Origin of the sequence: Microbispora catharanthi, assembly GCF_006334915.2 — a bacterium.
Classification (GTDB): domain Bacteria; phylum Actinomycetota; class Actinomycetes; order Streptosporangiales; family Streptosporangiaceae; genus Microbispora; species Microbispora catharanthi.
Genome location: NZ_VDMA02000031.1, coordinates 19,110 through 43,390, shown reverse-complemented (window position 1 = coordinate 43,390; position 24,281 = coordinate 19,110). Strand labels below are relative to the sequence as shown.

Sequence of the window (24,281 nt, the reverse complement as noted above, 5' to 3'; positions counted from 1 at the left end):
GTCGGTGGTCGTAGCGATCCCGGACTTGCCGGACGGGTGGCGCGGCCCCATAGGCTAAGCCCCCGTCCGCACTGTTGGGGGAGTCATGACCAGTAGGTTCACCGAGTTGGTTGTCGACTGCCACGATCCGGAGCGGCTCGCGGCCTTCTGGTGCGCGGTCCTGGACTTCAAGGTGATCGACCGGAGCGAGGGCAAGGTCGAGATCGGCTCCTGGGAGCCGACCGTCGAGGAGGTCCGGGCCCGCCAGATGCCGCCCACTCTGGTGTTCATTCGGGTGCCCGAGGGCAAGACCGTGAAGAACCGGCTCCACCTCGACGTCAGCCCGATCGACGGCAGTACCGACGACGAGGTGGCCAGGCTGCTCGGCCTCGGCGCCGCCAAGGTGGACGTGGGGCAGGGCTCCGGCCGGAGCTGGGTGGTCATGGCCGATCCCGAGGGCAACGAGTTCGACGTCCTGCGCACGCTGGCACCGTCCACGTACATGATCGGTCCGGAGGGTTAGTGGTCGTAGGCGGTTGCGGCCAGCTCGGAGCGTTTGACCGTCTCGATCTAGAGCGGCGCGGCATCCCGGCCGGGCGGATGGACGAACTGGATCGCCTGATCAGGCTCCGCGCCGGCTCCTGGCTCGGCGAGATGCCCGGTCGCGGCCGGCCCGGCCGACAGCGTACGGGCGCCGAATGCGGAGTTCGGGCAAGCGTCAGGCCGGACCTTCGTCGCTGCGTTCCGGAGCGGGGATTTCCCGTAGAGAGCGTAGGGGTGAGGCGTAGGCGATCGCGGTGCCCAGGAGCATCACGCCGCTGCTGATGACGAGGGTGGCTCGGAGAGAGAACAACGATCCGAGGAGCCCACCGAGGAGCGCGCCGAGGGGTTGCATCCCGGAAACGAGGAAACGCCATGTGGCGTTGGCGCGTGAGAGCAGGGCGGGGGCGATCAGAGTCTGCCGGAGGGTTTGCTGGTTGACCCCGTAGAGCGAGGGACCGGCCCCTCGCAGCAACTGCGCCACGGCCAGGATGACGAGCGTCAGTGCCACAAGGCTGCCCGCGGCCGCGAGCACCAGGCCGGCGACGGCCGCGATGAGCATCCCGGTGACAAAACACCGGCCTGGGCCGATGCGCCGGGTGACGGGGTCCACCACCAGGGCGCCGAGGATGCCCGCCACGCCACTGATCGCGATATACACGCCGATCAGGGCCGGAGTCAGCCTGAGGTCTCGAACGAGGTAGAGCACGAAGACAACGTTTTGCATCTGGCCGGCGAGGGCGCCGATGGTAGCCGCGAGGGTCACAGCGCGCATGGTCGGATGGGCGAAGACCACGCGCACCCCCTCGACGATGTCGGCGCCGAGGTGACGTTGCCGCCGCTCCGCGTGGACGGCCCCCGCTCCGGGGGCGCGAATACGGGCCTTGCACAGGCCGGCGAGCAAGAACGAGACCGCGTCGACGGCGATGGCAGCCGGCGCGGACAGGAGCGAGACCACTACACCACCCACAGCTGAGCCTGTCGTATTGACGGTCGCGTTGCTCAGCATGAGCGCGCTGTTGGCCGGGAGGAGCTGCTGACGTGGGACCAGGGCGGGGGTGAACGACTGGGCGGTCACGGCCTCCAGAAGGCCGCAGACGCCCGCGAGAACCGTCACAGCGTACAGATGCCAGATCTGCAGCAGGCCGAGTACGGCCAGGACCGGAACCGAGCCCAGCAGCAGGGTCCGCGCCAGGTCCGTCAGGACAAGGATCCGCCGGTAGGGCATGCGGTCCACCCATACGCCCGCGGGCAACCCCAGAACGAGGTGCGGAAGCAACGCCGCCGCGCTCAAGAACCCCATCTGGGCGGGCGAGGCGTCCAGGTAGACGACCGCTGTCAACGGCAGCGCCACCACGGTGACGCTTGAGCCCAGCAGTGATATCGAGTTGCCGACAAAGAGCCGACGGAAGTCGGGATACCGCCGAAGAATCGACCATGGCCTCCGGGACGGGGGACGGTCATCATCAGCCTTTGCCGGTGGTGCTGCGGCTCCTCCTTCATCAACGCTCATAGCCGGACGCTACTGAGATCTTCTGGGCAGATGCCATCGTTCTTGATGGATCAGGTCAGGGCGGACTTCGCGGCCCCCGGGGCCGGTGCGGAGTTCGGGCGTGGGGTCGAGGAGAACTTTCGCTGCGTACGCGAACCGAACGCTGTGCTCGGGCTCACGCCGAAGACCTCGCCGATGTGAAGGGGGGCGGGGCCGCGCTTTTGTCCCGGCTGGCCGGGCTGGAGAAGTCAGCTCAGCGTGGCCGCCTTGCGCAGCAGCACCGAGCGTTCGCGCTGGTTGGCGCACAGCCGGGCCGCCAGCTCCAGCTCGGCGCGCGCTTCCGCTCGCCGTCCGAGTCGGGCCAGCAACTCCCCGCGTACGGTCGGGATCAGATGCGAGCCGGGGAGCCGGTCCGAGGCGATCAGCTCGTCCACGATGGCCAGGGCCTGCGCCGGGCCCGAGGCCATGGCCACGGCGACGGCCCGGTTGAGCTCGACCACCGGCGAGGGCGCGACCCGGCCGAGTGCCTCGTAGAGCACCACGATCCGGTCCCAGTCGGTCGCCTCGACCGAGGGCGCCGACGCGTGGGTGGCGGCGATCGCGGCCTGCAGGCCGTAGGGGCCGAGGCCGCGAGTCGATGCCTTGGCCAGCGCCGCCAGCCCACGGCGGATCGCCGAGAAGTCCCACCGCCGCCGATCCTGCTCCTCCAGCAGGACCGGTGAACCGTCCGGGCCGGTCCGGGCGGGGAAACGCGCGGCCGTCAGCTCGCACAACGCGAGCAGGCCGTGCACCTCCGGCTCGTCCGGCTGCAGCGCGGCCAGCGTGCGGGCCAGCCGGATCGCCTCGTACGCGACGTCGGGGCGCAGCAGCCGGTCGCCCGACGTGGCGGTCGACCCCTCGGTGAAGATCACGTAGAGGACGCTGAGCACGGCGGCCAGCCGCTCCCGGCGCTCGGCCGCCGGCGGCAGCTCGAACGGCACCCCGGCCGCCGCGATCGTCTTCTTGCCCCGGGTGATGCGGGCCTGCACGGTCGGCACGGGTACGAGGAACGCGCGGGCGATCTCCTCGCTGGACAGGCCGCCGACCACGCGCAGGGTCAGCGCCACCCGGGACTCGGGGGAGAGCACCGGGTGGCAGCTGACGAACATCAGCGCCAGCACGTCGTCATCGATCCTGTCGGGATCGATCTGTTCGTCAGCCACCGAGTCGACCGCCAAGTCGGTCGCCAGCAGGGCGTATCGGTCCTGGAGGGCGGTCCGGCGGCGGATCGCGTCGATCGCCCGGCGCCGGGCCGTGGCCATCAGCCAGCCGGCCGGGTTCGCCGGAGGGGCGAGCGGCCACGACACCAGCGCCTCGGCCACCGCCTCCTGGGCCGCGTCCTCGGCCAGCCCGAAATCGCCGGTGAACCGGGTCAGCGCGGCGACGATCCGCGCCGACTCGATCCGCCAGACGGCCTCGACATCGGCCGTACCCATCAGATCTGGCCGTTGCTCTCGCGCCCGGCCCAGTCCTCGGTGATCACTTTCCGACCTGCGGGACCTCGTCGCTGCCGGGCACCCGCCGGACCTCGATCTTGGACCCGGGGGCCGCCGGGACCCGCTTGGCCCACTCGACCGCCTCCTGTTTCGAGGCGACGTCGAGCAGGAAGAAGCCCCCGAACAGTTCCTTGGTCTCGCCATACGGCCCGTCCGTGACCACCGGGGCCTCGCCGCTGAAGTCGACCACGACGCCCTGGCCCGGATCGTCCAGCCCTTCCGCCGCGAGGAGAACGCCGGCCTTGACCATCTCCTCGATGAACTGGCGGGTCGTGGCCATCATCTCGTCGATGTCGGCCATCATGGCCGCGTTCGACTCGTCGGTGCCCCGCATGATCAGCATGTACTTCGGCATCGCGTTCTCCTCGTCCGGCGGGGCCGCCTCTCGGCCCTCACACCCACACGTCGAACGAGCGGCCCGCGGATCGACACGGTCCCGGAGAAATTTCTCGCCGCGACGCGGCCGATCCCTCCGGCCCGCGTTTCGCCCGTCAGAGCGGCCCCTGAGCGACGGCCGACGCGGACGCCCTGCTGATCGGAAAGCTTATCGTCGCATCTTTGTCGAGAGCGGCGAGATCTCGCCGGCGCCCGAACTCATCGAGATGCCACGAGGCCGTGCGCTGCCGCATCGCCAGCGACACCGCGGCCGCGGGCGACGCTTCGGGAAGCCGGGCGAGCACGTCGACCGGTGACCGCCAATCGCAAGGTGGGAGGGCGGGAGATGCGCTTTCGGGCACGCGGACATGCCGGCTCGTGGTCGGTGACCAACGAGCCGGCATGGTGCGGTGGGAACGCCCGATGGGTGGTGGCCGGTCGGGCGGCCGGGTGCTCCTCAGCGAGAGGTTGTGCGGGACAGGCCGATCAGTGGGCGGCGATGACGGCCTTGGCGTCCGACACCCACCGGTCGAAGATCGCGCGGCCCGTCTTGAGCTTCGCCTGGTTCTGGTCGAGCAGTTCCTGCTGGTAGGCGCTTTCCAGCGCCTTGTAGGTGCCGACCAGGTTGGTCTCCTGCTCACAGGCCGCGTCGGCCGCGGCCACGCTCTTCTCGTCGTCGCCGGCCAGGGTCATGGCCGTCCGCTCGCCCCAGCGGGGATCGTTCTGTGCAGATAGCGGGGTGCGGTAGCTGAAGCCACGCTTGGCCATGCAGGAGCTCCAGTCGGCGAAGACGGCCCGCATGCGGCTGTCGTGCATGGTCGAGGCGATCGCTCGTGCCGCGAGCCTGCGGGGGTCGGCGGGCAGGTCCGGCGTGCTGCCCTTCAGCTTCGCGTCTCCCGCCGCCTCGCAGCCGCCCGCGGGCACGGCCCGGCCGGACGCGGTCCGGGCCTCGGCGCCCAGGTAGGCGCGTACGGCGTCGGAACCGGCAGGAGTGGTGGAGCCGCCGGAGGCCTGCGCCGCGTTCTGACCAGGGTGCGCTCCGCCCGATTTGTCGGTGAAGGTGGCCGGGTATCCCGACCGGGCCGCGTCCGCCGGCGACAGGTAGTCCAGGACGTCCCTGTCCTTGACGTCCGTGTCGTCGGCGGGGGCGCTGAGCGTGGCTGACGCCCATGTGGTGAACCCCAGGGCATGCATGCAGTCGCCGGCGTTCAACTCGCGCGCCTTCTCGAGCAGCGCGATGTCGGCGCGTGAGGTCATGACCGCGTCCAGGGGCATGGCGACGGGCGTGCCGCCGGTGACGGCGGGGATGGTCCCGAGGGAGGGCTCGGGCAGCGGCGGCACCTTCGGCGGCATGTCGTGAGGCGTCGTGAGGGGCTCGGGTACATCGGAACTCGCGACCTGCGACGGCGAGGCGCCACCGGCGCCCGGCCCGCCCGGCCCGCCCGGCCCGCCCGGCCCGCCCGGGGCGGCGACGGCCGCGGTGGCACCGCCACCCACGACGAGCGCGGCGGCGCCGAGCGCCGCGATCAGCGTGGCCCGCTTCCTCCGCCGGAAACCGCTTTCCTGGGTCATCGGCTGCATCGTGTCGGCCCCTCCTACTTCCAAAAGCATTCTGATAGCGGATACGAAGCGGGCACGAGGGTGCGGTTGCAGGCACCGCTGCTCTCGTTGTACAGACGCACGTCGTACGGGCTGCCGCTCGCGCCGCCTTCCTCGTAGCCGCCGTTCACGGTGAGGACGTCGTTGTAAGCGTTTCCGCTGCATCCGGCCTTGTTGATGAGCATCCACCCGTGATCACTGTCGACGTGAATCTCCCTCCATTCCTGGGTGCTCCAGCTGCCGTCTTCCCACTGCGTCACGCCGTCACCGCAGCTGTTGTACGCGGTCAGCAGCAACCAGCTGTTGTTGTTGTATTCGAGGTAATACCCGTCGCTGAGTTTCATGTCGTACCAGTATTGATTGTCGCCCCCGTTCCATTTGTACTGGCCGACCCGGGCGCCGTCGTCGAGGGAGGACCGATACACCTCCAGGTATTTCCCGGTCCAGTAGTTTTTCCAAGTGATTTTCCCGTCGGCATGCGCCGCGAGCGCCGGAATTCCGCCCAAGGCCAGCGCTGCGCCGGCCGAGACGATCGCCGCCTTCCGTGCCCAGCGCGCGGCCGCCGCGGCGAGCGCCGGTGGTCTGATCCGGAGCATGGCTCCTCCTTTTGCCGGTGTTGTCAGGGAGAGGGGAGGGCCGGCCGGTGACGGCCTCGTGGCCCCGAACGTCCGGCGCGGTCAGGCACGACCGGCCGTCCGTGATCCGGTTCTAGGGGAGATCCGTTGTCCGGTGTCGGGGGATGGGCGCCTGACAACAGGTTCCGGACAATATCGCTCCGATCGAGTCAATCGGGGAGACGGGATGCCGCGGTCCGAGCGGCCTTTGGAGGACGACGGCGATGAGTTGACGAGTTTCGCCGTTGACCTGCGATTAGTACACGTCAAAACGGACAGCCCGCCGTATCGCCGGCCGATCGGATTCCGCCCTAGCTCGGCCGGGCGTATCCGGCCCGCGGTCGCCTGGTACGAAGTGTCGCCGACGGCCTCCCGCCTCCCGGTGTGCGAATCTCACAGAGGAGCACCGGTGGAGGTGGGCAGGCCGTCGGCGGTCGTCACCCGGCTACTCGCATAGGTGCACGCTGCCCGGATCGATACCGGCCGATTCCGGCGCCGACAGGTTCCAGGGGTTTCCCTCCTGCCCGGATCCGTTGCAGGAACCATAGGCGCTGGACCACAGGCCGCCGCTTCTCGGCGCCCGGCTGAACATTCCGAAGTCCCCCCTGACGACCGGTGCGGCGCTGCCGGTCGGCTGCCCGGTCAGGTCGATCGCCTGGCCGTTGTGATACAGGTACTGGTCCGGCATGTAGCTCGAGCGCAGCACTGGGTCGCTGCCGTTCTGCCGGACCTGTCCGTCGGCGCAGACCTTGAAGTCGAGCTGCTGCCAGATGGGCGGCGCGTTGTTGAAGAGCGACCCGGCCAGCTCCGTCACCCCCGAGGGCGCGAAGAAGGCATAGGTGATCTCGGCCGCCACCTGCTGGACCTCCTGGGGGACGCGGGTGTCGCCGGACACCCGGGAGAGCCATCTGCTCACCGCCTGGCTGGGATTCGACGCCCCCAGCATGGGCCGATAGCCGATCTCGCCGCCGGAGACGGACTTGGCCGCCACACACGTTCCGTTGTCGACGAGCGTGGCCGGCCGGCCGGTGGGCAGGAAGGCACGTCCGGGCAGGATGCCGTCCCCGTTCGGCGTCACGGTCTTGACCCTGCCATCGTGCTCGTTGAGGTCGGCGGTGCTGTAGGTCAGGTCGGGCGGGTCGATGCCGTAGTCGTCCTGGATGGCCTGGAAGGTGATCATCACGAACTTGGGGAGCACGGTGTCCCCGGTGCGGTCGTCGTAGTCGACATACTGGCTGCCGTCCACGATGGTGCCGTCGTCGGCCTTGACGAAGGAGACGGTCGCCTTCTCCTTGATCTTGTAACTGGTGTCGCGTGCGTCGAACCAGGACGGCATGCTCGAGCTGGTGGGCCGGTCGGTGTAGGGATTGGCGAAATGGATCCAGTCGGTGATCGCCTTGCCGGGCGGGTGGTTGACCGGATCGGTCCCCGCCTCGACGACCTGCTGATTCCATTCCTGCATGGCGGCCTTCACCGCCGGCATCACGCAGGTGCCGGCCGGCCCCGAGCCGCAGGCCGGCAGGGTCAGAACATCGCCGGACAACTTCGATCCCCAGTCGTACAAGGACTGGCGGCTGTTCAGCGGCGAGCTGATGATCCATGTGGTGCTGCTCGCGTCGATGTTCTGGTTCTCGTCGAACAGCGCGACCGCGTCCACCGTGTGCTCGGCGAAGGTGCCCTTGATGGGCCGGATGGCGATGGCGTCGAAGACGATGCTCTCGTCTCCTTCCGCCCCGTCGACGGCCGTGCTCAGCGTCACCTTGGGAACGCCGTCGAACATGAACGCCCCGAGCGACTTCCATTGGTTGCTGTCGACCTGCTGGGAGATCGTCCGCTTCCGTACGCCGTTGCCGGTCTCGATCTCGTAGGTCGCCTTCTTGGTGTAGCCGTAGTGGTCCGGCAGGTGGACCAGGACCTGGGCGGGCTGGTTGAGGGCTTCGCCCAGCGTCCAGGTGCCCTCGATCTGCATCGACCACCGGCCGGGGTCGCGGGTGTGCCCGAAGTAGTAGTGGCCCGCGTAGCCGCCGCCGAGCTGGTGCAGGTCGATCTTGGAGGGGTAGTGGCCCTGCCCGTCGTCGTTGAACGTGAAGGTGAAGTGCCCGTCGTCGGCGCCGGTGGTCCCGCACCGAGGTGTGGGGGTTCCGCCGGGGATGTTGTCGATGATCAGGGAGCCTGGGGGCAGACCGGTCGCGCTGCAGGCGGGCGGGTAGGCCGTTCCGTTGTCCTGGTAGGCGTAGCCGGGATCGAAACGGAGTATCTCGTTGCCGCAACTGTAGGAACAGTCGCTCTTCCATGTGGCCGGCTGGTGGAACCAGCAGCGCAGGTCGCTCTGGCTGCACGGCCCGGCCGGCTCGTTGAGGTCGTTGGAGAACTTCTGCCCCGGGTAACAGGCGTTGGAGCTGTTGCAGAACAGTTCGCGCGGCGGTTTGACGTCGCGTCTGTGCTGCGGGGCAGTGGTGTCGGTGCCGTTCCACCAGGCGGGGCGGAAACCGACGACGTAGGTGCCGGGCGACTCCAGGGCTTCGATGGGGTGCCCGGCCCAGCCCAGCACCTTCTCCGGGTACGGCCAGTACTGCGGGGTCTTGGCGTCGGTGTATCCGGTCTCCAGAAAGGGGGCGCGGTCCGCCGGATATCGAGGATTGATGGGGTTGTTGGCCCAGCCGACGCCCCAGAAGCCGTCACCCTTGTCCGGGTAGAAGCCGCTGTTGTAGGCCCACAGCGCGAAGAACCAGTTCTCGATCTTGGCCGGGTCGCCGTTGTTTATCTTCATTCCGGCGCTCATGGTCTGGTTCCACTTCTGCTCCAGGATCTGGACGCCGGCCGCGATGTTCGTGGCGAAGTCCAGTGCGACCGCCCGCTGCTGGTCGTACGGCATTGTCTGCTGGCCCTTGCCGGGCAGGCGCATCCCGTCGGTCACCTGGGTGATGCCGTACCCGCAGTCCGCCTTGTCCCAGTGCACGTCCCAGTCGTCGTCGGGGTCGGAGTTGTAGATCGACAGCCCGTAGTAGTTGCCGATGAGAGGGTTTCCTGTCTCACCCGGAACGACCAGGCGGGTCGCCTGCCACAGGTTGGACTCCTGCGCGGCCACCCCGAGCATCACCTGCGCCGGGATGTAGCCCCCTCCGACGAGGCCAGGCCGGGGGAACAGCCCTTGGGGGTAGTACTCGGGCATCCCCAGGTTGTTCCAGTTCTGTGGCCGCTTGAAGCTCGCGAGGGCGCCCCGGACGGCCTGGTCCACCGCCCACTCCACCTGCCTCGGCTTGGGTTGCAGGGCCTGGTTGCGGGGGTCGTTGCGAGGGACCGAGCACGTCCTTTCGTCCTCGATCGGATCGCTGGAGGAGCCACTGACCGCGGCTTTCGCGGACGGCCGGTCCGGAGGCGTCAGCGCGGGGCTGGACAAACGGCCCGCATCGGGTTGGCTCGCCGAGCTATGAGCGGCGGTGTCCACCGTGAAGTCGACGGTCTTGCCCGTCGCGGTCACCCGCATGGCCATGGCGACCGGTCTCGGAGCCGCGGGCGCGGAGACCGCCGCCCGCGGGTCGGCGGTGCCGGCCCAGTCGACGGACACGAGAGCGGCGTGTCCCTCCGTCGAGGCCTGCGCCCCCGCTGAGGCGTCCAGCCGCGCGACGGAAGCGGGAAGCCGCGCCGTGGTGGTGACGTCGCCGGTCAGGAACACCCGCCCCGCGGAGCCGGCCGCGACGCCGACCGACCCCAGCTTCCCCTTGGCCAGGTCCACGACTTCCGCCGGAGTCACGGCGCGAGGCCGGGACGGCACGGCCGTGCGCCGGATCACCGCGGCGTCCTTGTCGTGGTCCAGGAAGACCACGCCCCCGTCGGCGTCCACGTGCAGCCGGAGAGGCACGTCACCGGTGCGCAGCAGGGGAACGCGCTTCCCCTTGTCGTTCACCATGACGAGACGCCTGCCGTCGGCGGCCACCACCCCGTCCCGCACCGGGACCGCGGAGGTCACCTCGCCCTTCACCTCCAGGGGCGCGCCCACCGAACCCTTGCCGGCGTCGAGTCGCAGGAGCCGGGTCCTGCCCCGTGTCTTCGCCTCCTGCTCCACCCCCTCCTGGGTGAGCACGGCCGACTCCCCGCTCCCGCAACCGGGGTTGAAGTAGGCCAGGGACGATTGCACCGGCAGCTTCCGCACCTCACCGGTGACCAGGTCGACCACGGCCGTGAAGCCGCCCCGAGCCGACAGTTCCTCCTTGTTGGTGAAGGTTCTGGGCGCGTAGACGACGACGATTCGCCGTCCCGCTCCCGTCAGGCAGGCGTTGCCGATCCACTGGTCCGCGTCGAAACCCGGCTCGGACAGCGTGGCGACGGTTCGCCACGCATAGCCGCTCTTCTCATCGGCGACCAGGACGTGCAAGCCGTCGCCGTCCCCGGATGTCGTCCAGATGAGATCGCCCGATGTCTGCCACCCGTTGCCCAGCAGAGCGTCCCGCTGACGCGGGTCCACCGCCGCCGCGCCGCCGCCGGGATGCCGCGGCGCGGCGATGTCGACCTCCGGTCCGGGCGGTTCCGCGGCGAAGGCGGTGGCCATGGGAGCCGACAGAAGCGAACATATGAGAGTCGTGACGGAAAGTAAGGCCAAGCGCCGATGCGCTGTCATCCATGACCTCTTCGGTTCGAGAGAAACGGCACTTTCATGCAGGCGGACACGCCGGCCCGCCATGACCGGCGGGCCGGCGTGCAGAAGGTGAGAGTGCGGAAGGTGACGGTCACGCCGCCGATCAGTTGGCGGCGACGATGGCCCTGGCGTTCGAGACCCAGGTGTTGAAGATCGACAGCGCGGTCGTCAGCTGCGTCCTGTTCTCGTCGAGCAGCCGCTTCTGGTAGGCGGTCTCCAGGGCCTTGTACATCCCGACGAGGTTGCCCTCCTGCTGACAGGCGGCGTCGGCGGCCGCGGTGGCCTTCTCCTCGGCGCCGGCCGGGGTGTCGGATGTGCGCTCGGCCCATCGGGGGTCGAGGTGGGCGCTCAGCGGGTCGTCGTAGCGGTAGCCGCGCTTGGCCATACACGCGCTCCAGGTCGCGAAGGCCTGCTGCATGCGGTCGTCGCGCAGGGCCGAGAACTGCGCCTCCACGAGGAGGAGCCGGGGGTCGACGGGCAACTCGGCCGCGGCGCCCTTCAACTGCCTGTCGCCCTCGGCCTCGCAGCCGCCGTCCGGAACCGCGGCGCCGCTCGCGGTCGTGGCCTCCGTGCCCGTGTACGCGCGCACCGCGTCCTCGCTGACCGCGGTCTGCGAAGACGCGTCGAGGGCCGGGAACTTGTCGGAGAGCGCGGGAGGATACCCCGACTGCGTTGCGTCGGCGGACGGGAGATAGTCGAACAGGTCGCTGTCCTTGTCGGCGCTGGGGCCGGGAATCGCGCCGGTGGTCCAGGTGGTGAAGCCGAGCGACCGCATGCAGTCGCGCGCCTTCAGCTCACCCGCGGTCTCGAGGAGGTCGACGTCGCTGAGCGAGGTCATCACCGAGTCCAGGGGCATGGCGATAGGAGCCGTGCTGGTGACCTCCGGAATCGTGCCGAGAGGGGGCGGGGACTCCGACGTCGACGGCTCGGGGTCGGGCGAGGGAGGCGTCTCGGTGAACTGCATCGTGGGGCTGGGGCTGGGGCTGGGCGGTGGATTGCCCGCGGCGGGCCCGCCGCCGTCGGCCATCGCGCTCGCCGCGGCGAGGCCGCTTATCGCGAAAAGGGCCGCGCCCACCGTGGCGGCCGCGAGCAGTCTTCGCCGCCGGCGGCTGTGGTCGTCGTTCACGTTTTCCTCTGTTTCCTATTTCCAGGTGCAGTCTTCGACGGGCCACATGCTCGGATACATCGCGAGGCTGCACGCTCCGTAATTCTCGGGATACAGAAAGACCGGATACCAGCTGCGGTGTTCGATGCTCAGGGAGAGCATGTCGTGATAGGCGTCACCGCTGCATCCGGCCTTGTTGATCAGGGCCCAGCCCTGGTCCAGGCCGCGGGCGCGAAGGCGTTTTTCCTTCCACTCCTGTGTGGTGTAGGCGTGATGGCCGGCGCCGGTGGGCCATTGGGTGATTCCGGACCCGCAGCTGTTGTAGGCCGTCAAATACAGATTGCTGTTCCAGTTGAGCTCGACGTAGTACCTGTTGCTGAGTTTCTGGTCCCACCACCACTGGGTCTTGGTGCCGTTCCACGGCCAGGTGCCGACGGTGGCGCCCTTCTTCTTCGAGGAGTGGGAGACCTCGAGCGCTTTGCCGGTGCTGAAGTTCTTCCACGTGACCCATTGGCCGGCGTGCGCCGCTGTGGCCGGAAGCACGCCGATGGACAATGCCGCGCCGATGGACAGTGCCGCCGCCTTCCGTGCCAATCGGGTCATGGCCGTGCCGGCCGAAGCGGGGGCAGGTGATCTGTCTCGTCTCATTTCCCTCTCGTTCTTCTGGGCGCGTCCCCGGTCATGCCGTCGCGCCGATCAGTGGGCGGCGGTGACATCTGGCCGCCACCGGCCGTCCGTGACCCGGTTGTACTGAAGGCCGGTTGTCCGGTGTCGGGGGGTGGACGCCTGACAACAGGTTCCGGACAATAGGTCCCCGATTGCATCAATCGGGGGAGACGGGGATGCCACGGTCCGAGCGGCCTTTGGAGGACGACGGCGGCGAGTTGACGAGTTTCGCCGCCGACCTGCGCTTGTTGCGCGTCAAAGCGGGCAGCCCTCCCTATCGGGAGCTGGCCGCTCGCGCTCATTACTCGTCGACCACGCTGGCCGATGCTGCGTCGGGCAGAAAACTGCCCAGTCTGGCCGTCACACTCGCCTACGTACGAGCCTGCGGGGGCGATTTGTCGGAATGGGAGGATCGATGGCGGGCACTGGCGGCGGAAGGCGCGGCCGCGGTCCCCGCCGAATCCGTTCCCATGACGGCCGACGACGGGGCTCGCGGTCCTTATGCCGGGCTGGCGGCGTTCCAACCGGAGGACGCGGAATGGTTTTTCGGCAGGGAGCGGCTCACCCAGGATTTGGTTTCCCGGGTACGGAAGTCTCGATTCCTTGTGGTATTCGGGGCTTCCGGATCGGGAAAGTCGTCGCTGCTCCGGGCAGGGCTGCTTCCCCGGATCCGCGGCGAGGAGTCCGGGACCGCGGGGTGGCCGATCCTGTTGTTCGCGCCCGGCTCGCATCCGCTCGAGGAGTGCGCCGCTCAGCTGGCCGCTCTGAGCGGAGGGTCGGCGACCATGCTTCACAACGAACTCACGAAGGAGCCGCGCGCCCTGCATCTCACCGCGCTGCAGGTCCTGGCGGACCGCCCGGTCGGCAGCGAGATGCTGGTGGTGGTGGACCAGTTCGAAGAGGTCTTCACACTCTGCCGCAGCACTCAGGAGCGTGAGCGGTTCATCGACGTGCTGGTCACTGCGGCCCGGGCCGCCAACAGCCGCACCCGGGTCGTCCTCGGCGTCCGCGCCGACTTCTACGCGCGCTGCGCCGAGCACCCCGACCTCGTCGAGGCGCTCGGTGACGCTCAGCTGCTGGTCGGCCCGATGTCCACCGAGGAGCTGCGTCAGGCGATCACCAAACCCGCGTCGCGGGCCGGGTGCGCGGTCGAGGGTGCACTGCTGGCGCGGGTCGTCGCCGACGCCGCTGGGCAGGCGAACGTGCTCCCCCTGGTTTCACACGCGCTTCGAGAGACATGGCGCCGTCGCCGCGGCAACACGCTGGCACTGTCCGGTTACGAGACCGCCGGTGGGATCAAGAACGCCCTCGCGCGGACCGCCGAGACCGTGTACGCCGGTTTGACCCCGCAGCAGCAGGACATCGCGCGGGGGATCTTTCTCCGGCTCGTCGCCGTGGGCGAGGGCACCGACGACACCAAACGGCGGCTGCGCCGCGCCGACCTCGACACCAGCCCCGACGACACCGACGAAGTCCTCGACTCCCTGGCCGGTGCCCGCCTCGTCACGCTGGACACCGACACCGTCGAGATGACCCATGAGGCGCTGCTCCACGCCTGGCCGCGACTGCGCGACTGGATCAACGAAGATCGCGCCGGACTGCTCGTGCATCAGCAACTGACGGCGGCCGCCACCGCGTGGGAGAACGAGCACCGCGACCCAGCTGCCCTTTATCGTGGCGGTCGTCTGGCTGTCGCCTCCGAATGGGCCGAACGCCATCGCGGTGACGTCCTGATCAGCGGGCGGGTCGAACGGTTCCTCGCCGCCTCGGCCAGGCAGCACAACCGCTCAGTCGCCCTGCGCCGCGCCGCCGTCGCCCTCATGGCCGTGCTCACCCTGGTCGCCTCGGCTGCCGCCGTCATCGCGTTGCAGCAGGGTTCCGTCGCCAGGGCGGAGCGCGACAGGGCGCTGTCGGAGCAGGTGATGACCGAAGCGGACCAGGTCCGGACCACCGACCCGTCGCTCGCGGCCGAACTGGACCTGGCGGCGTATCGCATCCGGCCCAACCGGGAGGCCGTCACCAGCCTGCTCGACAGCCGAAACGTCCCCCTGTCCACCCCACTGACCGGGCACACCGCACCGGTGTACGCGGTGGCGTTCAGCCCGGACGGTCGCACCATGGCCACCGGCGCGCGCGACAACACCATCCGGTTGTGGGACGTGTCCGACCCGGCCCGGCCGACCCCCCTGGGACGGCCGCTGACCGGTCACACCAGCTGGGTGTACTGGCTGCAGTTCAGCCCCGACGGCCGCACACTGGCCAGCGCGAGCCGCGACCTCACGGCACGGCTGTGGGACGTTCGCGACCCCGCGCACCCCCGGCCATGGGGACGACCACTCACCGGTCACACCAACTATGTGTTCTCGGTGTCCTTCAGCAAGGACGGACGCACCCTCGCGACCGCCAGTCAGGACCGCACACTGCGGCTGTGGGACGTGTCCGACCCAGCCCACCCGGCCGCTCTCGGCCGACCGCTGACCGGCCACACCGCCCCCGTGGCCTCGGCCGCATTCAGCCCCGACGGGCGTACGGTCGCCAGCGCCGGCCACGACCACACGATCCGCCTGTGGAACGTCACCGACCGGACCCACCCCTCACTGTGGAGGCGGCCCCTGACCGGCCACACCGACGCCGTCTACGCGGTGGCCTTCAGCCCCGACAGCCGGACTATGGCCAGCGTGGGCAACGACAACACCGTGCGGTTATGGGATGTGTCCGACCCCGCTCACGCCGCCGCTCTGGGGCACCCCCTGAACGGCCACACCAATACCATCCTCGCGGTGGCCTTCAGCCCCGACGGCCGTATCCTGGCCACCGGTGGCGCCGACAACACCGTGCGGCTGTGGGACGTAACCGACCCTGCCCACCCGGCCCCGCTGGGTGCCCCGCTCACCGGCCACACCGGCTTCATCGTCTGGGTCGCCTTCAGCCCCGACGGGCGAACCCTCGCCAGCACCAGCGTCGATCGCACCGTACGGCTGTGGAACCTCCCCCGGACCTTTCTGTCGGGCCATACCGGCACCGTCCACGCGGTGACGTACAGCCCCGACGGCCACACCCTGGCCAGCGCGAGCAGCGACCGGACGATCAGGTTGTGGGACCTGTCAGACGTGTCGCGCCCCAAAGCGCTCGGGCAGCCGCTCACCACATCCGGCACCGTCGACCAGGTCGCCTACAGCCCCGACGGCCATACCCTGGCCGCAGCCGTCGACGACCGCACCGTGCGCCTGTGGACCGTGTCCGATGCCGCACACCCCAGACTGCTCGGATCGATCCCGACAGGCGCCACCGATGCTCCCCACGCGCTGGCCTTCAGCCCGATCGGTCACCTCCTGGCCACTGATGGCGCCGATCACACACTCCGGCTGTGGGACGCGTCCGACCCGGTGCACCCGAAAACGTGGGGGCAGCCGCTGGCGGGCCAAGTCAGTCCCGCCCACTGGGTGGGCTTCAGCCCGGACGGCCACATCGTGGCCGCCTCCAGCGCAGACCAAAAGGTACGGCTGTGGGATGCCCGTGACCGAGAACCGTCCCAGCCGACGTCCACGATCGAGACCGGTGACACCGGTGGCATCCTGTGGGGCGCCTTCAGCCCCAGAGGCACGCTGCTGGCCACGGCCGGTGCCGGCCACACCGTGCAGTTGTGGGACCTCCGAGACCCGGCGCGCCCCAAACCGGTAGGTCAGCCGCTGACAGGGCACAGCAGCCCGGTGCGCTGGGTAGGCTTCAGCCCCGACGGGCGGACGCTGGTCAGCGCGGGCGACGACAAGACACTCATGCTGTGGGACGTCTCCGACCCGGCGCATGCCATGCCGCAGGGCAAGCCCCTGAACGCCGGTCACATCGGCCCGATCCTTGGTGCCGCCTTCAGTCCCGACGGGCACACCCTGGCCAGTGCGGGCGACGACCGCACCATCGAACTCACCGAGATGAACCTCGGCCGGGCCATTCAGCGGATATGCGCCACCACGGCCAACACCCTCACCCCGAAGCAGTGGCAGCAGTACATACCGGAACTGCCGTTCGAGGCACCCTGCCGATGATTCCGTCATCGGCAACACGTTCCGAGGACCGGTGCCGTCCGGCAGACGTGTACGACGTCCGCCGTACGGTGGTCGACGCCGCCCTGGTGCGCCAGGGCGGCGCCGACCCGTTCAGGAAATCCGTCGAGTCAACCGTCGGGTGACCCGTCGTGCGTTCGTGGCGAACCCCCGCGCCCCGACACCCCCTTCCATCATGCCGGGATCAGCCAGGTCACACGCCGGTGATCGTCCATTGGTTGTTGGTGTTGTTGTTGGGCGTCCACATGCCGACGGCGGAGCCGGCGGTGGTGTAGCCCATGCCGTCGAGGGACGTGCCGGTGCCGCGGTTGACGATCTGGTAGCGGCCGTTGCCGAGATCGTTGAGGCGCCACTGCTGGTTGTTGCCGCCGTTCCAGGCCGCCTGCCTGGCGTTGGCGCCGTTGGCGGTGTTGCCCCAGCTGTCGGCGACCATGCCGTTGGTGCGGTTGACGATGCGATACCAGCCGCCGCCCAGGTCGACCAGCTGCCACTGCAGGTTGTTGCTGCCGTCCCAGTTCCACTGCTTGAGGTTCGACCCCGACGCGACGTTGCCGCCGCTGTCCAGCACCAGGCCGGTGGTGGCGTTGGCGATCCGCACGTAGGTCGACGGCGTGGAGGTGCCGCCGGACCCGGTCAGGCGGTAGGTGCGGCCGGCCTGGCCGGGCAGCGCGATGACGTCGGCCTCGGGTTTGGTGACGGTGACGGCACCGCCGGTCTCGGCGTCGGCCACCTGATAGGTCCCGGTGAAGATCCGGCTGCGTACGTTGACCGTGCCGTCGCGGTCGAACTTGACGAGGATCTCGGTGTTCCCGCCGCTGACCCAGGTCGCGTCGACGGTGTAGCCGCCGCGTCCCCGCAGGCCCTGCACCTTCCCGCTCGGCCACGTCGAGGGCAGAGCGGGCAGCACGTGCAACTCCCCGTTGTGGCTCTGCAGGAGCATCTCCGCGATGCCGGACGTCGCGCCGAAGTTGCCGTCGATCTGGAAGGGCGGGTGCAGGTCGAACATGTTCGGCGCGAGCCGGTCGGTCCGCACGAGGAGGCCGATCAGCTTGCGGGCACGGTCGCCCTCCTCCATCCGCGCCCAGTAGTTGATCTTCCAGGCCAGCGACCAGCCGGTGCCGTCGTCGCCGCGCAGTTCGAGGGTGCGGCGTGCGGCGTTGTAGAGCGTGGGGGTGCCGCGCTTGGTGATCTGGTTGCTGGGGTGCAGGCCGTAGAGGTGCGAGATGTGCCGGTGGTTCTGCTCGGTCTCCACCCAGTCGTACAGCCACTCCTGGATGTTGCCGCGCGAGCCGACCTTCATCGGAGCCAGCCGGTCCCGGGCGGCCAGGACCTGGCTCCGGAAGCTCTCGTCCGTGCCGAGGACCTCGCTGGCCTTGGCGCAGCCGTTGAACAGGTCGCGCAGGATCTGGTTGTCCATGGTCGGGCCGGCGCACACGCTGACGCCCGAGTGGTGGTTCAGCTCGGGGGAGTTCGACGGGTTCGTCACCAGATACCCCAGGCTCGGCTCCTGGACGAGCGTCTCCAGGAAGAACTGCGCGGCGCCCTTCATCGCCGGGTAGTACTGCCGGAGGAAGTCGAGGTCGCCGGTGAACAGGTAGTGGTCCCAGATCATGGTGGACAGCCACGCGCCGCCGGTCTGCCACATGCCCGCCGCGGCGAAGTCGACCACCGACGAGCCCCGCCATCCGTCGGTGTTGTGGTGGGTCACCCAGCCACCCGCGTTGTACTCCACCCGGGCCGTGCGTGCGCCGCTGACCGTGAGGTCGTTGATCATCCGGAACACCGGCTCGAAGCACTCCGGCAGGTTCGTCGTGTTGGTCGGCCAGTAGTTCATCGGCAGGTTGGCGTTGAGGGTGTACTTCGAGTCCCACGCCGGCGTCAGCGAGTCGTTCCAGATGCCCTGCAGGTTGGCCGGCTGGGTGCCCGGCCGGGAGGAGGAGATCAGCAGGTAGCGGCCGTACTGGAACAGCAGCACCGAGAACTGCGGGTCGTTGGTGGTGGCGTGCTGCGCGATCCGCACGTCGGTCGGCTGGTCGGCCGCCGAGGTGCGGCCGAGGTCGAGCGTGGTGCGCCCGAACAGCCGCTGGTAGTCGGCGACGTGGCGGGCGCGCAGGTCGTCGTACGTCCTGCCGTTGACGGCGTCGAGATAGCGCCGCGCGATGCCCTGGTAGTCGCCGCTGGTGTCCTTGAAGTTCACGTAGCTGGAGCCGATGGAGATCAGCACGGTAACGCTGTTGGCGCCCCGCACCTGGAGGGTGCCGCCGGAGCTGCTGACCGTGCCGCCGTCGGCGACGGCCCGGGCCAGCGCCAGGAATTTGACCTTGCCCGCCAGGCCTCGCTGGTCGCCGGAGACGCCGTCGAGCGCCACCGTCGTGCCGTCCGGGCTGGAGCGCGTGGTCCGCTGCGGGCTGTCGAACGTCGCGGAGAACGTGATCGAGCCGCCCCTGTCGGCGGTCAGGCGGATGGCGATCACCTGGTCCGGCGCGCTCGCGAGCACCTCACGCCGGTATCGCACGCCGTTCTGCAGGTACGTCGTCGTCGTGGTGGCCGTGGTCAGGTCCAGGAAGCGGTTGTACTCCGAGACGCCGCTGGCGCTGCCGAAGGTCAGCCGCAGATTGCCCACCGTCTGGTACGCCAGCTGAGCGGAGGGGTTGCCCAGCATGTTCTGGTCGATCAGGGTCTGGGCCTGGCTCCACTGGTTCTGGAAGACCAGCTGCCGGATCTGCCCGAGAGCCGCCGCGCCCTTCGTGTTGCTCTGGTCGTAGGGCCCGCCGGCCCAGATGGTGTCCTCGTTGAGCTGCAACCGCTCGGTGTCGACGTTGCCGAACACCATCGCGCCCAGCCGGCCGTTGCCGATCGGCAGCGCGCGCAGCCAGTCGGTGCCGGCGCTCGCGTCGTACCACAGGGCCAGATCGTTCGCGGCGCGCACCTCGGGAGGGGCCACCGCCGCGGCCCGGGCGGCCGCCGTCCACTGGAACGGCGCCAGCGCGGCTCCGGCTCCGACCGCGCCGAATCGCAGCAGTTGCCTTCGGGTGAAATCAGACAATTCAGTTCTCCAAGTCCACGGCGGGTACGGACACTCGGAATCGTTTCGACCGGGAGCTCCGCTCCGGCGAGACACAGCGGGTGTCCGGGGGGATGACCTGCGACCCGAAGGCCCCGAGCGAGGAGGCGGTAAGGGTGGGTGTTCTCCGGCAGGGTCTCCCATCGCCATAAGAGGCCCTGCCGGAGCCCGGAGAGGGTCGTGTGTGCGGCCCTCTCCGGAGTCAACGGGACATCGATCGGCACAACGTGCCGCGATCAATCACGGGCTGGTGCAGGTGAGCGAGGGGGTCGACGGCGTGCCGGTGGCGAGGAACCCGAAGGTGGCCGAGCCGGACGCCGGGATCGAGCCGTTGAAGGAGGCGTTCTTCACCGTCACCGCGGAACCGCTCGTGCTCAGCGTGCCGTTCCACAGCTGGGTGATCGTCTGGCCGCTGCCGAGCGTCCACCTGACGGTCCAGCCGTTGACCGCCGAGCCGCCCGCCGTCACCGTGACCTCTCCCTGGAAGCCGCCGGGCCACGAGTTCACCGTGCGGTACTCGGCCACGCAGGCGCCCGGCGGCGGGGGCGACGGGCTGGCGGACGGCGACTGCGATGGCGACTGGGACGGCGAGGGCGAGGGCGAGGGCGAGGGCGAGGGTGACGGGAAGCGCGACGGGCTGGACGAGGGGGAGGCACTCGGCGACGGCGACGACCCGCCCGGCGGCACGTACGGGCACTTGTTGCGGTACATCGAGATGCCGGTGGAGTCCGCCAGCGGGCACAGGAACTGGGTGTACCGGGTGTCGTTGTCCACCCAGATCTTCAGCCAGGGGATCAGCACCCGCATCTCGGTCGTGTTGGCCCGCGTCGCGAACAGGTGGTCCACCCCGGTGATCTCCACCCACGCGCTCGGCGTCGAGGCCGGGATGGTGGTGTACAGCCCGTTCAGGTAGGACTGCGTGACCGTCGTGTCCTTCTGCCCGGAGATGAACATCGTCGGCACCCGGTCGTTGTACAAGTCGTAGTTGCCCACGGGAGAGCCGGGCGCGAGCCCGACCCCGGCCTTGAGGGAGGGCCGCCGGAGCAGCGCGCTGAGGACTCCCGCGCCGCCCGCCGAGTGACCGACGACCGACAACCGGTTCGGGTCGACCCGGTCGCGTACCGAACTGCGCTGGGTGAGGTAGTCCAGTGCGGCGAGCAGCTGGGTCCCCCGGGCGTCCGCGCTGTCGGTGCGGCTGTTGGTCTCGATGCCGATCACCACGAAGCCGAACGAGGCGAGCCAGGGACCCATCCAGGCCTCTTCGTTGGCGAACAGGGCGGAGTAGCCCGGCACGATCGCGACCCCGCCGAACGTCCCCTGGCTGGTGTCGGTCGGGTAGTAGATGACTCCGCCGCCGAAGCCGTTGCCGGCCGGCACGCTGGTCTGGGCGGTCGCGAAGGTCCCCCTGGTGGCCGCGACGCTCGCCACGGTCGGGTTCGGCCCGCGCTGGAAGGGATTGTCCGCGGCCGACGCCGGCCGGGTCGCGATGGCCGCCGATAACAGCCCGAGGACGGCCACCACCGCCGCCATAGCCCGGCCCATCGCACGCCGGAGCGACCGGCTCCGCGAGCCGGGCCCGGACGCGGACGGGTCCGTGGGGGGCCGCCGGGTTCCCGGCGGCGGAACGGCGTGTGCGCCCATGCCTGAGCCTCCATGACTGCAACCAGAGAAAGGGGGAGACGCGGGGCATTCAGCGCTGGACGCCGTGCTGCCGTGCGAGGGAGCGCACATCACGAGGGCGTCGCGAACGGCGGGCCTCCGCCCCGCGCACCACCACCGGACAGCGGGAGACCGCCTCGGGGCTCAGTGTGGAAACCTCACCGAAATGTGTCAAGCGTAGGCTGCGGCTGCGAAAGCCCCGTGCCGCGTAAATCACCTCGTGATCCCGGAACCGCCGCGGTCGGTGCGCGATCCGGGAGGGCGGTCATCGGATGAACGTTTCACCAGTCGTCGCCCCCGGTGAGCCCGGAAAGGCCCCTGATGCGGCAGTTGGGCCGCGTCCACGCCCTCCCGCGTTCGCGTCCGGACGTACTGCGTCACTTGACACCGTGCCCTCGCCTCGGCTTTGCTCCGCTCCACCACCACCGGTTGATCTCTCGTGGAGGAGGACGAAGACGAGCTCGAATTGTTAGCGTTAACAATCATTTGAGGGCATGCCTGCGGCGAACGCGTCCGAGCCGGGGTCAAGAGGCACCCGTTCGCGCTCATGGCCGACGCCTCGCCTGGTGTGGAAGAACTCGGTGAACGCCTCCCGCTTCGGCAGCGCCTCGAAGGTCGCATCGGGAAAGATCGCTTCCCGGAAGTCCCTACAGACGAAGATCGGATCCACTACGCTCTGCGCGTCTGAAACTGGGAGGATTCGGGATGCCCCTCATCTATGGCGGGTTCGGTCTGGTTCTGCTCGCCTTATGGATCTTCTGCCTGTTCGACGTGATCGTCGCGGCGGAGGAGGACTGCCGCAACCTGCCCAAGGGGTTGTGGATTCTGATCGTCCTGTTCCTCCCCGAGGTCGGGTCGATCCTGTGGCTGATCGCGGGCCGGCCGCAGACCGTGACGCGGCCCGGCGGGCTGCCGTACAAGGGCAACACCGGGCGCTTCCCCGAGTACGACCGGCCGGGCCGGTTCGTCCCCTCCAACCCCGACGACGACGAGGAGTTCCTCCGCCGCTGCCGGGAGCGGGCCGAGGAGCAGCGCCGCGCCTACCTCGAGCAGCAGCGTCAGGCGGAGAAGAACCAGGACCAGTAGTGGCGGCGTGCAGCTCAGGCGCCGGGGGCGACATCATGAACGCGGCCTGCCCGAAGTCGGCCGTCGATTGGGCGTACACCTCGCCGACTCGACCGGGCTTACCTGGTCGGATTCGCGCCCACCGACCCGGTACGGCAACCCGTCCGGGATAACCATGGTCCGTACGCGATCGATGACGACTTCGTGAGATGGGCATGGCGACGCGCTCGGAGCGTTCTCTCTTTATTCGCGGGGCTTCTCCTCCGTGCCAGCCGGCTCCTCTGGAGGGATGGACGGCGCGGTGGCGGCGTCTTCGCCGTTCTCCTCGCCCGCGGCGCTCTCCTGGCGGGCCAGGCCGGTGCTGCCGTCCGGGCAGGTCACCGTATGCCAGCCCGGCGGCCACACGTGATCCGGATGGTCGGCGATTTGAGTCCACTCGGCCCTGCTCATCCTAGATCCAGTGAAGTCGGTGACAGTCACCCCATCGAACACGACGTCGCTAGTGAAGGTCGCCCCGTCGAACCGGGCGAACTCGGTGAAGGTCGCCTCGTCAAACCAGGCGTTTCCGTGGAAGGTCGCCTCGGGGAACAGGGCATGGTCGGTGAAGGTCGCCTCGCTGAACCGGGCGTTCCCGGAGAAGGTCGCCCTGAAGAAGACAGCGTCCAGGGTGAAGGTCGCCCCGTCGAAATCGGCCTCCCCCGTGAAGGTCGTCCTGCTGAACCGCGCGCCGCCGGTGAAGGTCGCCCCGAAGAACCAGGTGTCCCCGGTGAAGGTCGTCCCCTCGAATTGGGCCTGGCCGGTGAAGACCGCCCCGTTGAACGAGGTGTCCCCGGTGAAGATCGCCCCGTCGAATTGGGCCTCGGCGAGGTGGGCCTCAGCGAGGTCAAGGTCGATGAGGGTGGCGCCGGTCAGGTCGATGCGCATGCCGGGCCAGTGGCGGGGCTGCGAGGGGAGACTTGCGCGCTGGTCGGGGCGTTCGTCCCGCAGGTGTTCGGCCAGGATGGTCTGGGCGGTGAGGCGGACCTGCCGTTCTCCCTCTGCTAAGTCGGGATCGGCGGGGGCGGCAACCTGCCAGGGGCCCGGCGTCGATGGGGCCGACCGCTGGGGGCCGGGACTGCGGGGCGGCGTGTAGGGCATGCGCAGGTAGGCGCAGATGACGTTGACGATGGTCTGCCGGTGGCCGGGGTTGTCTTGGGCCAGGCGCTCCAAGGCGTACAAGCCGGCCAGGCGGACGGCAGCCTTGTCATGGCCGAGCTGCTCGGCGGCTTTGGTGTACAGCTCGGTGACACGGCGCTCGGTGGCGTCGTGGGTGGCATGGGCGGTAGTGATCTCCTGGTGACGCTGGCGGCGGAACGACAGGGCCAGGGTGACGGCGGCGCCGACGCCGGCGCCGGCGGCCAGCGCGGTGCGCAGGGCCTCCCCGCGCGCGATGCCGGCCTGCCCCGGCGGGGCCGTGGGCAGGCCGGTCAGCAGCCACCACATGGTGGCAGCCACCGTGCTGCCGACCAGCAGCACTACTGGCAGGATCCACCAGGCTGCGGCGCGGGGGGTTCGCGGGGGCTCGGGCGGCGAGGCGAGCTCGGCCGGACGGCGGCGGGACAACCAGGGCATGTGGTCATTTCATCCGGTTACCGGCGGGTCCCGCCAGTAACACGGGCGTGCCGCGTCCGGAGTCCCGGCCATACGGCTGGGCCGCCTGCCGGCGTTGGCCCCGAGCAGATCCGTCACGCCCGCGACCTGCTCACCCGGCTCGGAAACACCGTCTCCCTCCTGACGAACACGGGGCCTGAGGAACACCGGAACGAAAACCGGAGGTAAGCCTTCCCGGTGCCCTGGACGGGCTTTGACCTGGACTCGGGTGTGGTGGCAAGCGGCGGGCCCGCAATCGCCT

Annotated in this window: 14 protein-coding genes and 1 pseudogene; 4 read left to right on the top strand and 11 right to left on the bottom strand. The window is 69.5% G+C overall.

Going from position 1 to position 24,281, the window contains the following annotated elements:
• The first annotated feature begins 85 nt into the window (after positions 1–85).
• A complete protein-coding gene (locus FH610_RS38160; protein ID WP_079312085.1) occupies positions 86–502 on the top strand; it encodes a VOC family protein in 417 nt (138 codons plus the stop codon).
• Positions 503–697: 195 nt separating this feature from the next.
• Here FH610_RS38160 and FH610_RS38155 read toward each other — a convergent pair whose 3' ends face one another.
• Positions 698–2,032 carry an MFS transporter gene (locus FH610_RS38155; protein WP_139580109.1) on the bottom strand — a complete coding sequence of 445 codons (1,335 nt, stop codon included), beginning with the start codon at positions 2,030–2,032 and terminating at the stop codon, positions 698–700.
• 45 nt (positions 2,033–2,077) lie between these two features.
• Here FH610_RS38155 and FH610_RS45400 point away from each other — a divergent pair, with 45 nt between their 5' ends.
• Positions 2,078–2,212, top strand: coding sequence for a hypothetical protein (locus tag FH610_RS45400; protein ID WP_276607732.1), 135 nt, complete (start codon positions 2,078–2,080; stop codon positions 2,210–2,212).
• A gap of 47 nt (positions 2,213–2,259) precedes the next feature.
• Here the strand turns inward: FH610_RS45400 and FH610_RS38150 are convergent, their stop codons facing one another.
• The 7 genes and pseudogenes from FH610_RS38150 to FH610_RS38120 all read right to left on the bottom strand — a co-directional run bounded on the left by FH610_RS38150 (position 2,260) and on the right by FH610_RS38120 (position 12,523).
• Complete coding sequence (locus tag FH610_RS38150) at positions 2,260–3,486, bottom strand: RNA polymerase sigma factor (protein WP_139580108.1); 1,227 nt, start codon at positions 3,484–3,486, stop codon at positions 2,260–2,262.
• Positions 3,486–3,901, bottom strand: a pseudogene (locus FH610_RS38145) (YciI family protein). Before FH610_RS38145 ends, FH610_RS38150 begins: the two are co-directional and overlap by 1 nt.
• Positions 3,902–4,407: 506 nt before the next feature.
• Entirely contained in the window at positions 4,408–5,493 is a 1,086-nt protein-coding gene (locus FH610_RS38140; RefSeq protein WP_161628187.1) for a hypothetical protein, read from the bottom strand.
• Between the two features lie 23 nt (positions 5,494–5,516).
• Entirely contained in the window at positions 5,517–6,116 is a 600-nt protein-coding gene (locus FH610_RS38135) for an RICIN domain-containing protein (RefSeq protein ID WP_139580105.1), read from the bottom strand.
• A 463-nt stretch (positions 6,117–6,579) separates the two neighbouring features.
• Entirely contained in the window at positions 6,580–10,683 is a 4,104-nt protein-coding gene (locus FH610_RS43115; protein WP_161628186.1) for a golvesin C-terminal-like domain-containing protein, read from the bottom strand.
• A 190-nt stretch (positions 10,684–10,873) separates the two neighbouring features.
• Positions 10,874–11,896, bottom strand: a complete 1,023-nt coding sequence (locus tag FH610_RS38125) for a hypothetical protein (RefSeq protein ID WP_139580104.1) — start codon at positions 11,894–11,896, stop codon at positions 10,874–10,876.
• Positions 11,897–11,911: 15 nt separating this feature from the next.
• Complete coding sequence (locus FH610_RS38120) at positions 11,912–12,523, bottom strand: RICIN domain-containing protein (RefSeq protein ID WP_139580103.1); 612 nt, start codon at positions 12,521–12,523, stop codon at positions 11,912–11,914.
• A 194-nt stretch (positions 12,524–12,717) separates the two neighbouring features.
• Between FH610_RS38120 and FH610_RS38115 the strand changes: the two genes are divergently transcribed.
• Positions 12,718–16,584 carry an nSTAND1 domain-containing NTPase gene (locus FH610_RS38115; protein WP_139580102.1) on the top strand — a complete coding sequence of 1,289 codons (3,867 nt, stop codon included), beginning with the start codon at positions 12,718–12,720 and terminating at the stop codon, positions 16,582–16,584.
• Between the two features lie 211 nt (positions 16,585–16,795).
• On the opposite strand, the gene FH610_RS38110 is transcribed toward FH610_RS38115, so the two are convergent.
• Positions 16,796–19,648 carry a glycosyl hydrolase family 95 catalytic domain-containing protein gene (locus tag FH610_RS38110; protein WP_139580101.1) on the bottom strand — a complete coding sequence of 951 codons (2,853 nt, stop codon included), beginning with the start codon at positions 19,646–19,648 and terminating at the stop codon, positions 16,796–16,798.
• A gap of 258 nt (positions 19,649–19,906) precedes the next feature.
• A complete protein-coding gene (locus FH610_RS38105) occupies positions 19,907–21,196 on the bottom strand; it encodes a poly(ethylene terephthalate) hydrolase family protein (RefSeq protein ID WP_139580100.1) in 1,290 nt (429 codons plus the stop codon).
• An 834-nt stretch (positions 21,197–22,030) separates the two neighbouring features.
• Here FH610_RS38105 and FH610_RS38100 point away from each other — a divergent pair.
• The gene (locus FH610_RS38100) at positions 22,031–22,411 is read left to right on the top strand and encodes a PLDc N-terminal domain-containing protein (RefSeq protein WP_139580099.1); all 381 of its coding nucleotides are present in this window, start codon (positions 22,031–22,033) and stop codon (positions 22,409–22,411) included.
• 222 nt (positions 22,412–22,633) lie between these two features.
• Here the strand turns inward: FH610_RS38100 and FH610_RS38095 are convergent, their stop codons facing one another.
• Complete coding sequence (locus FH610_RS38095) at positions 22,634–24,001, bottom strand: pentapeptide repeat-containing protein (protein ID WP_205826355.1); 1,368 nt, start codon at positions 23,999–24,001, stop codon at positions 22,634–22,636.
• Positions 24,002–24,281: the final 280 nt, after the last annotated feature.

Coding starts and splice junctions, on each gene's coding strand:
- FH610_RS38160 (WP_079312085.1), top strand. CDS start 86: ATGACCAGTAGGTTCACCGAGTTGGTTGTCGACTGCCACGATCCGGAG.
- FH610_RS38155 (WP_139580109.1), bottom strand. CDS start 2,032: ATGAGCGTTGATGAAGGAGGAGCCGCAGCACCACCGGCAAAGGCTGAT.
- FH610_RS45400 (WP_276607732.1), top strand. CDS start 2,078: ATGGATCAGGTCAGGGCGGACTTCGCGGCCCCCGGGGCCGGTGCGGAG.
- FH610_RS38150 (WP_139580108.1), bottom strand. CDS start 3,486: ATGGGTACGGCCGATGTCGAGGCCGTCTGGCGGATCGAGTCGGCGCGG.
- FH610_RS38140 (WP_161628187.1), bottom strand. CDS start 5,493: ATGACCCAGGAAAGCGGTTTCCGGCGGAGGAAGCGGGCCACGCTGATC.
- FH610_RS38135 (WP_139580105.1), bottom strand. CDS start 6,116: ATGCTCCGGATCAGACCACCGGCGCTCGCCGCGGCGGCCGCGCGCTGG.
- FH610_RS43115 (WP_161628186.1), bottom strand. CDS start 10,683: ATGGCCACCGCCTTCGCCGCGGAACCGCCCGGACCGGAGGTCGACATC.
- FH610_RS38120 (WP_139580103.1), bottom strand. CDS start 12,523: ATGAGACGAGACAGATCACCTGCCCCCGCTTCGGCCGGCACGGCCATG.
- FH610_RS38115 (WP_139580102.1), top strand. CDS start 12,718: ATGCCACGGTCCGAGCGGCCTTTGGAGGACGACGGCGGCGAGTTGACG.
- FH610_RS38105 (WP_139580100.1), bottom strand. CDS start 21,196: ATGGCGGCGGTGGTGGCCGTCCTCGGGCTGTTATCGGCGGCCATCGCG.
- FH610_RS38100 (WP_139580099.1), top strand. CDS start 22,031: ATGCCCCTCATCTATGGCGGGTTCGGTCTGGTTCTGCTCGCCTTATGG.
- FH610_RS38095 (WP_205826355.1), bottom strand. CDS start 24,001: ATGCCCTGGTTGTCCCGCCGCCGTCCGGCCGAGCTCGCCTCGCCGCCC.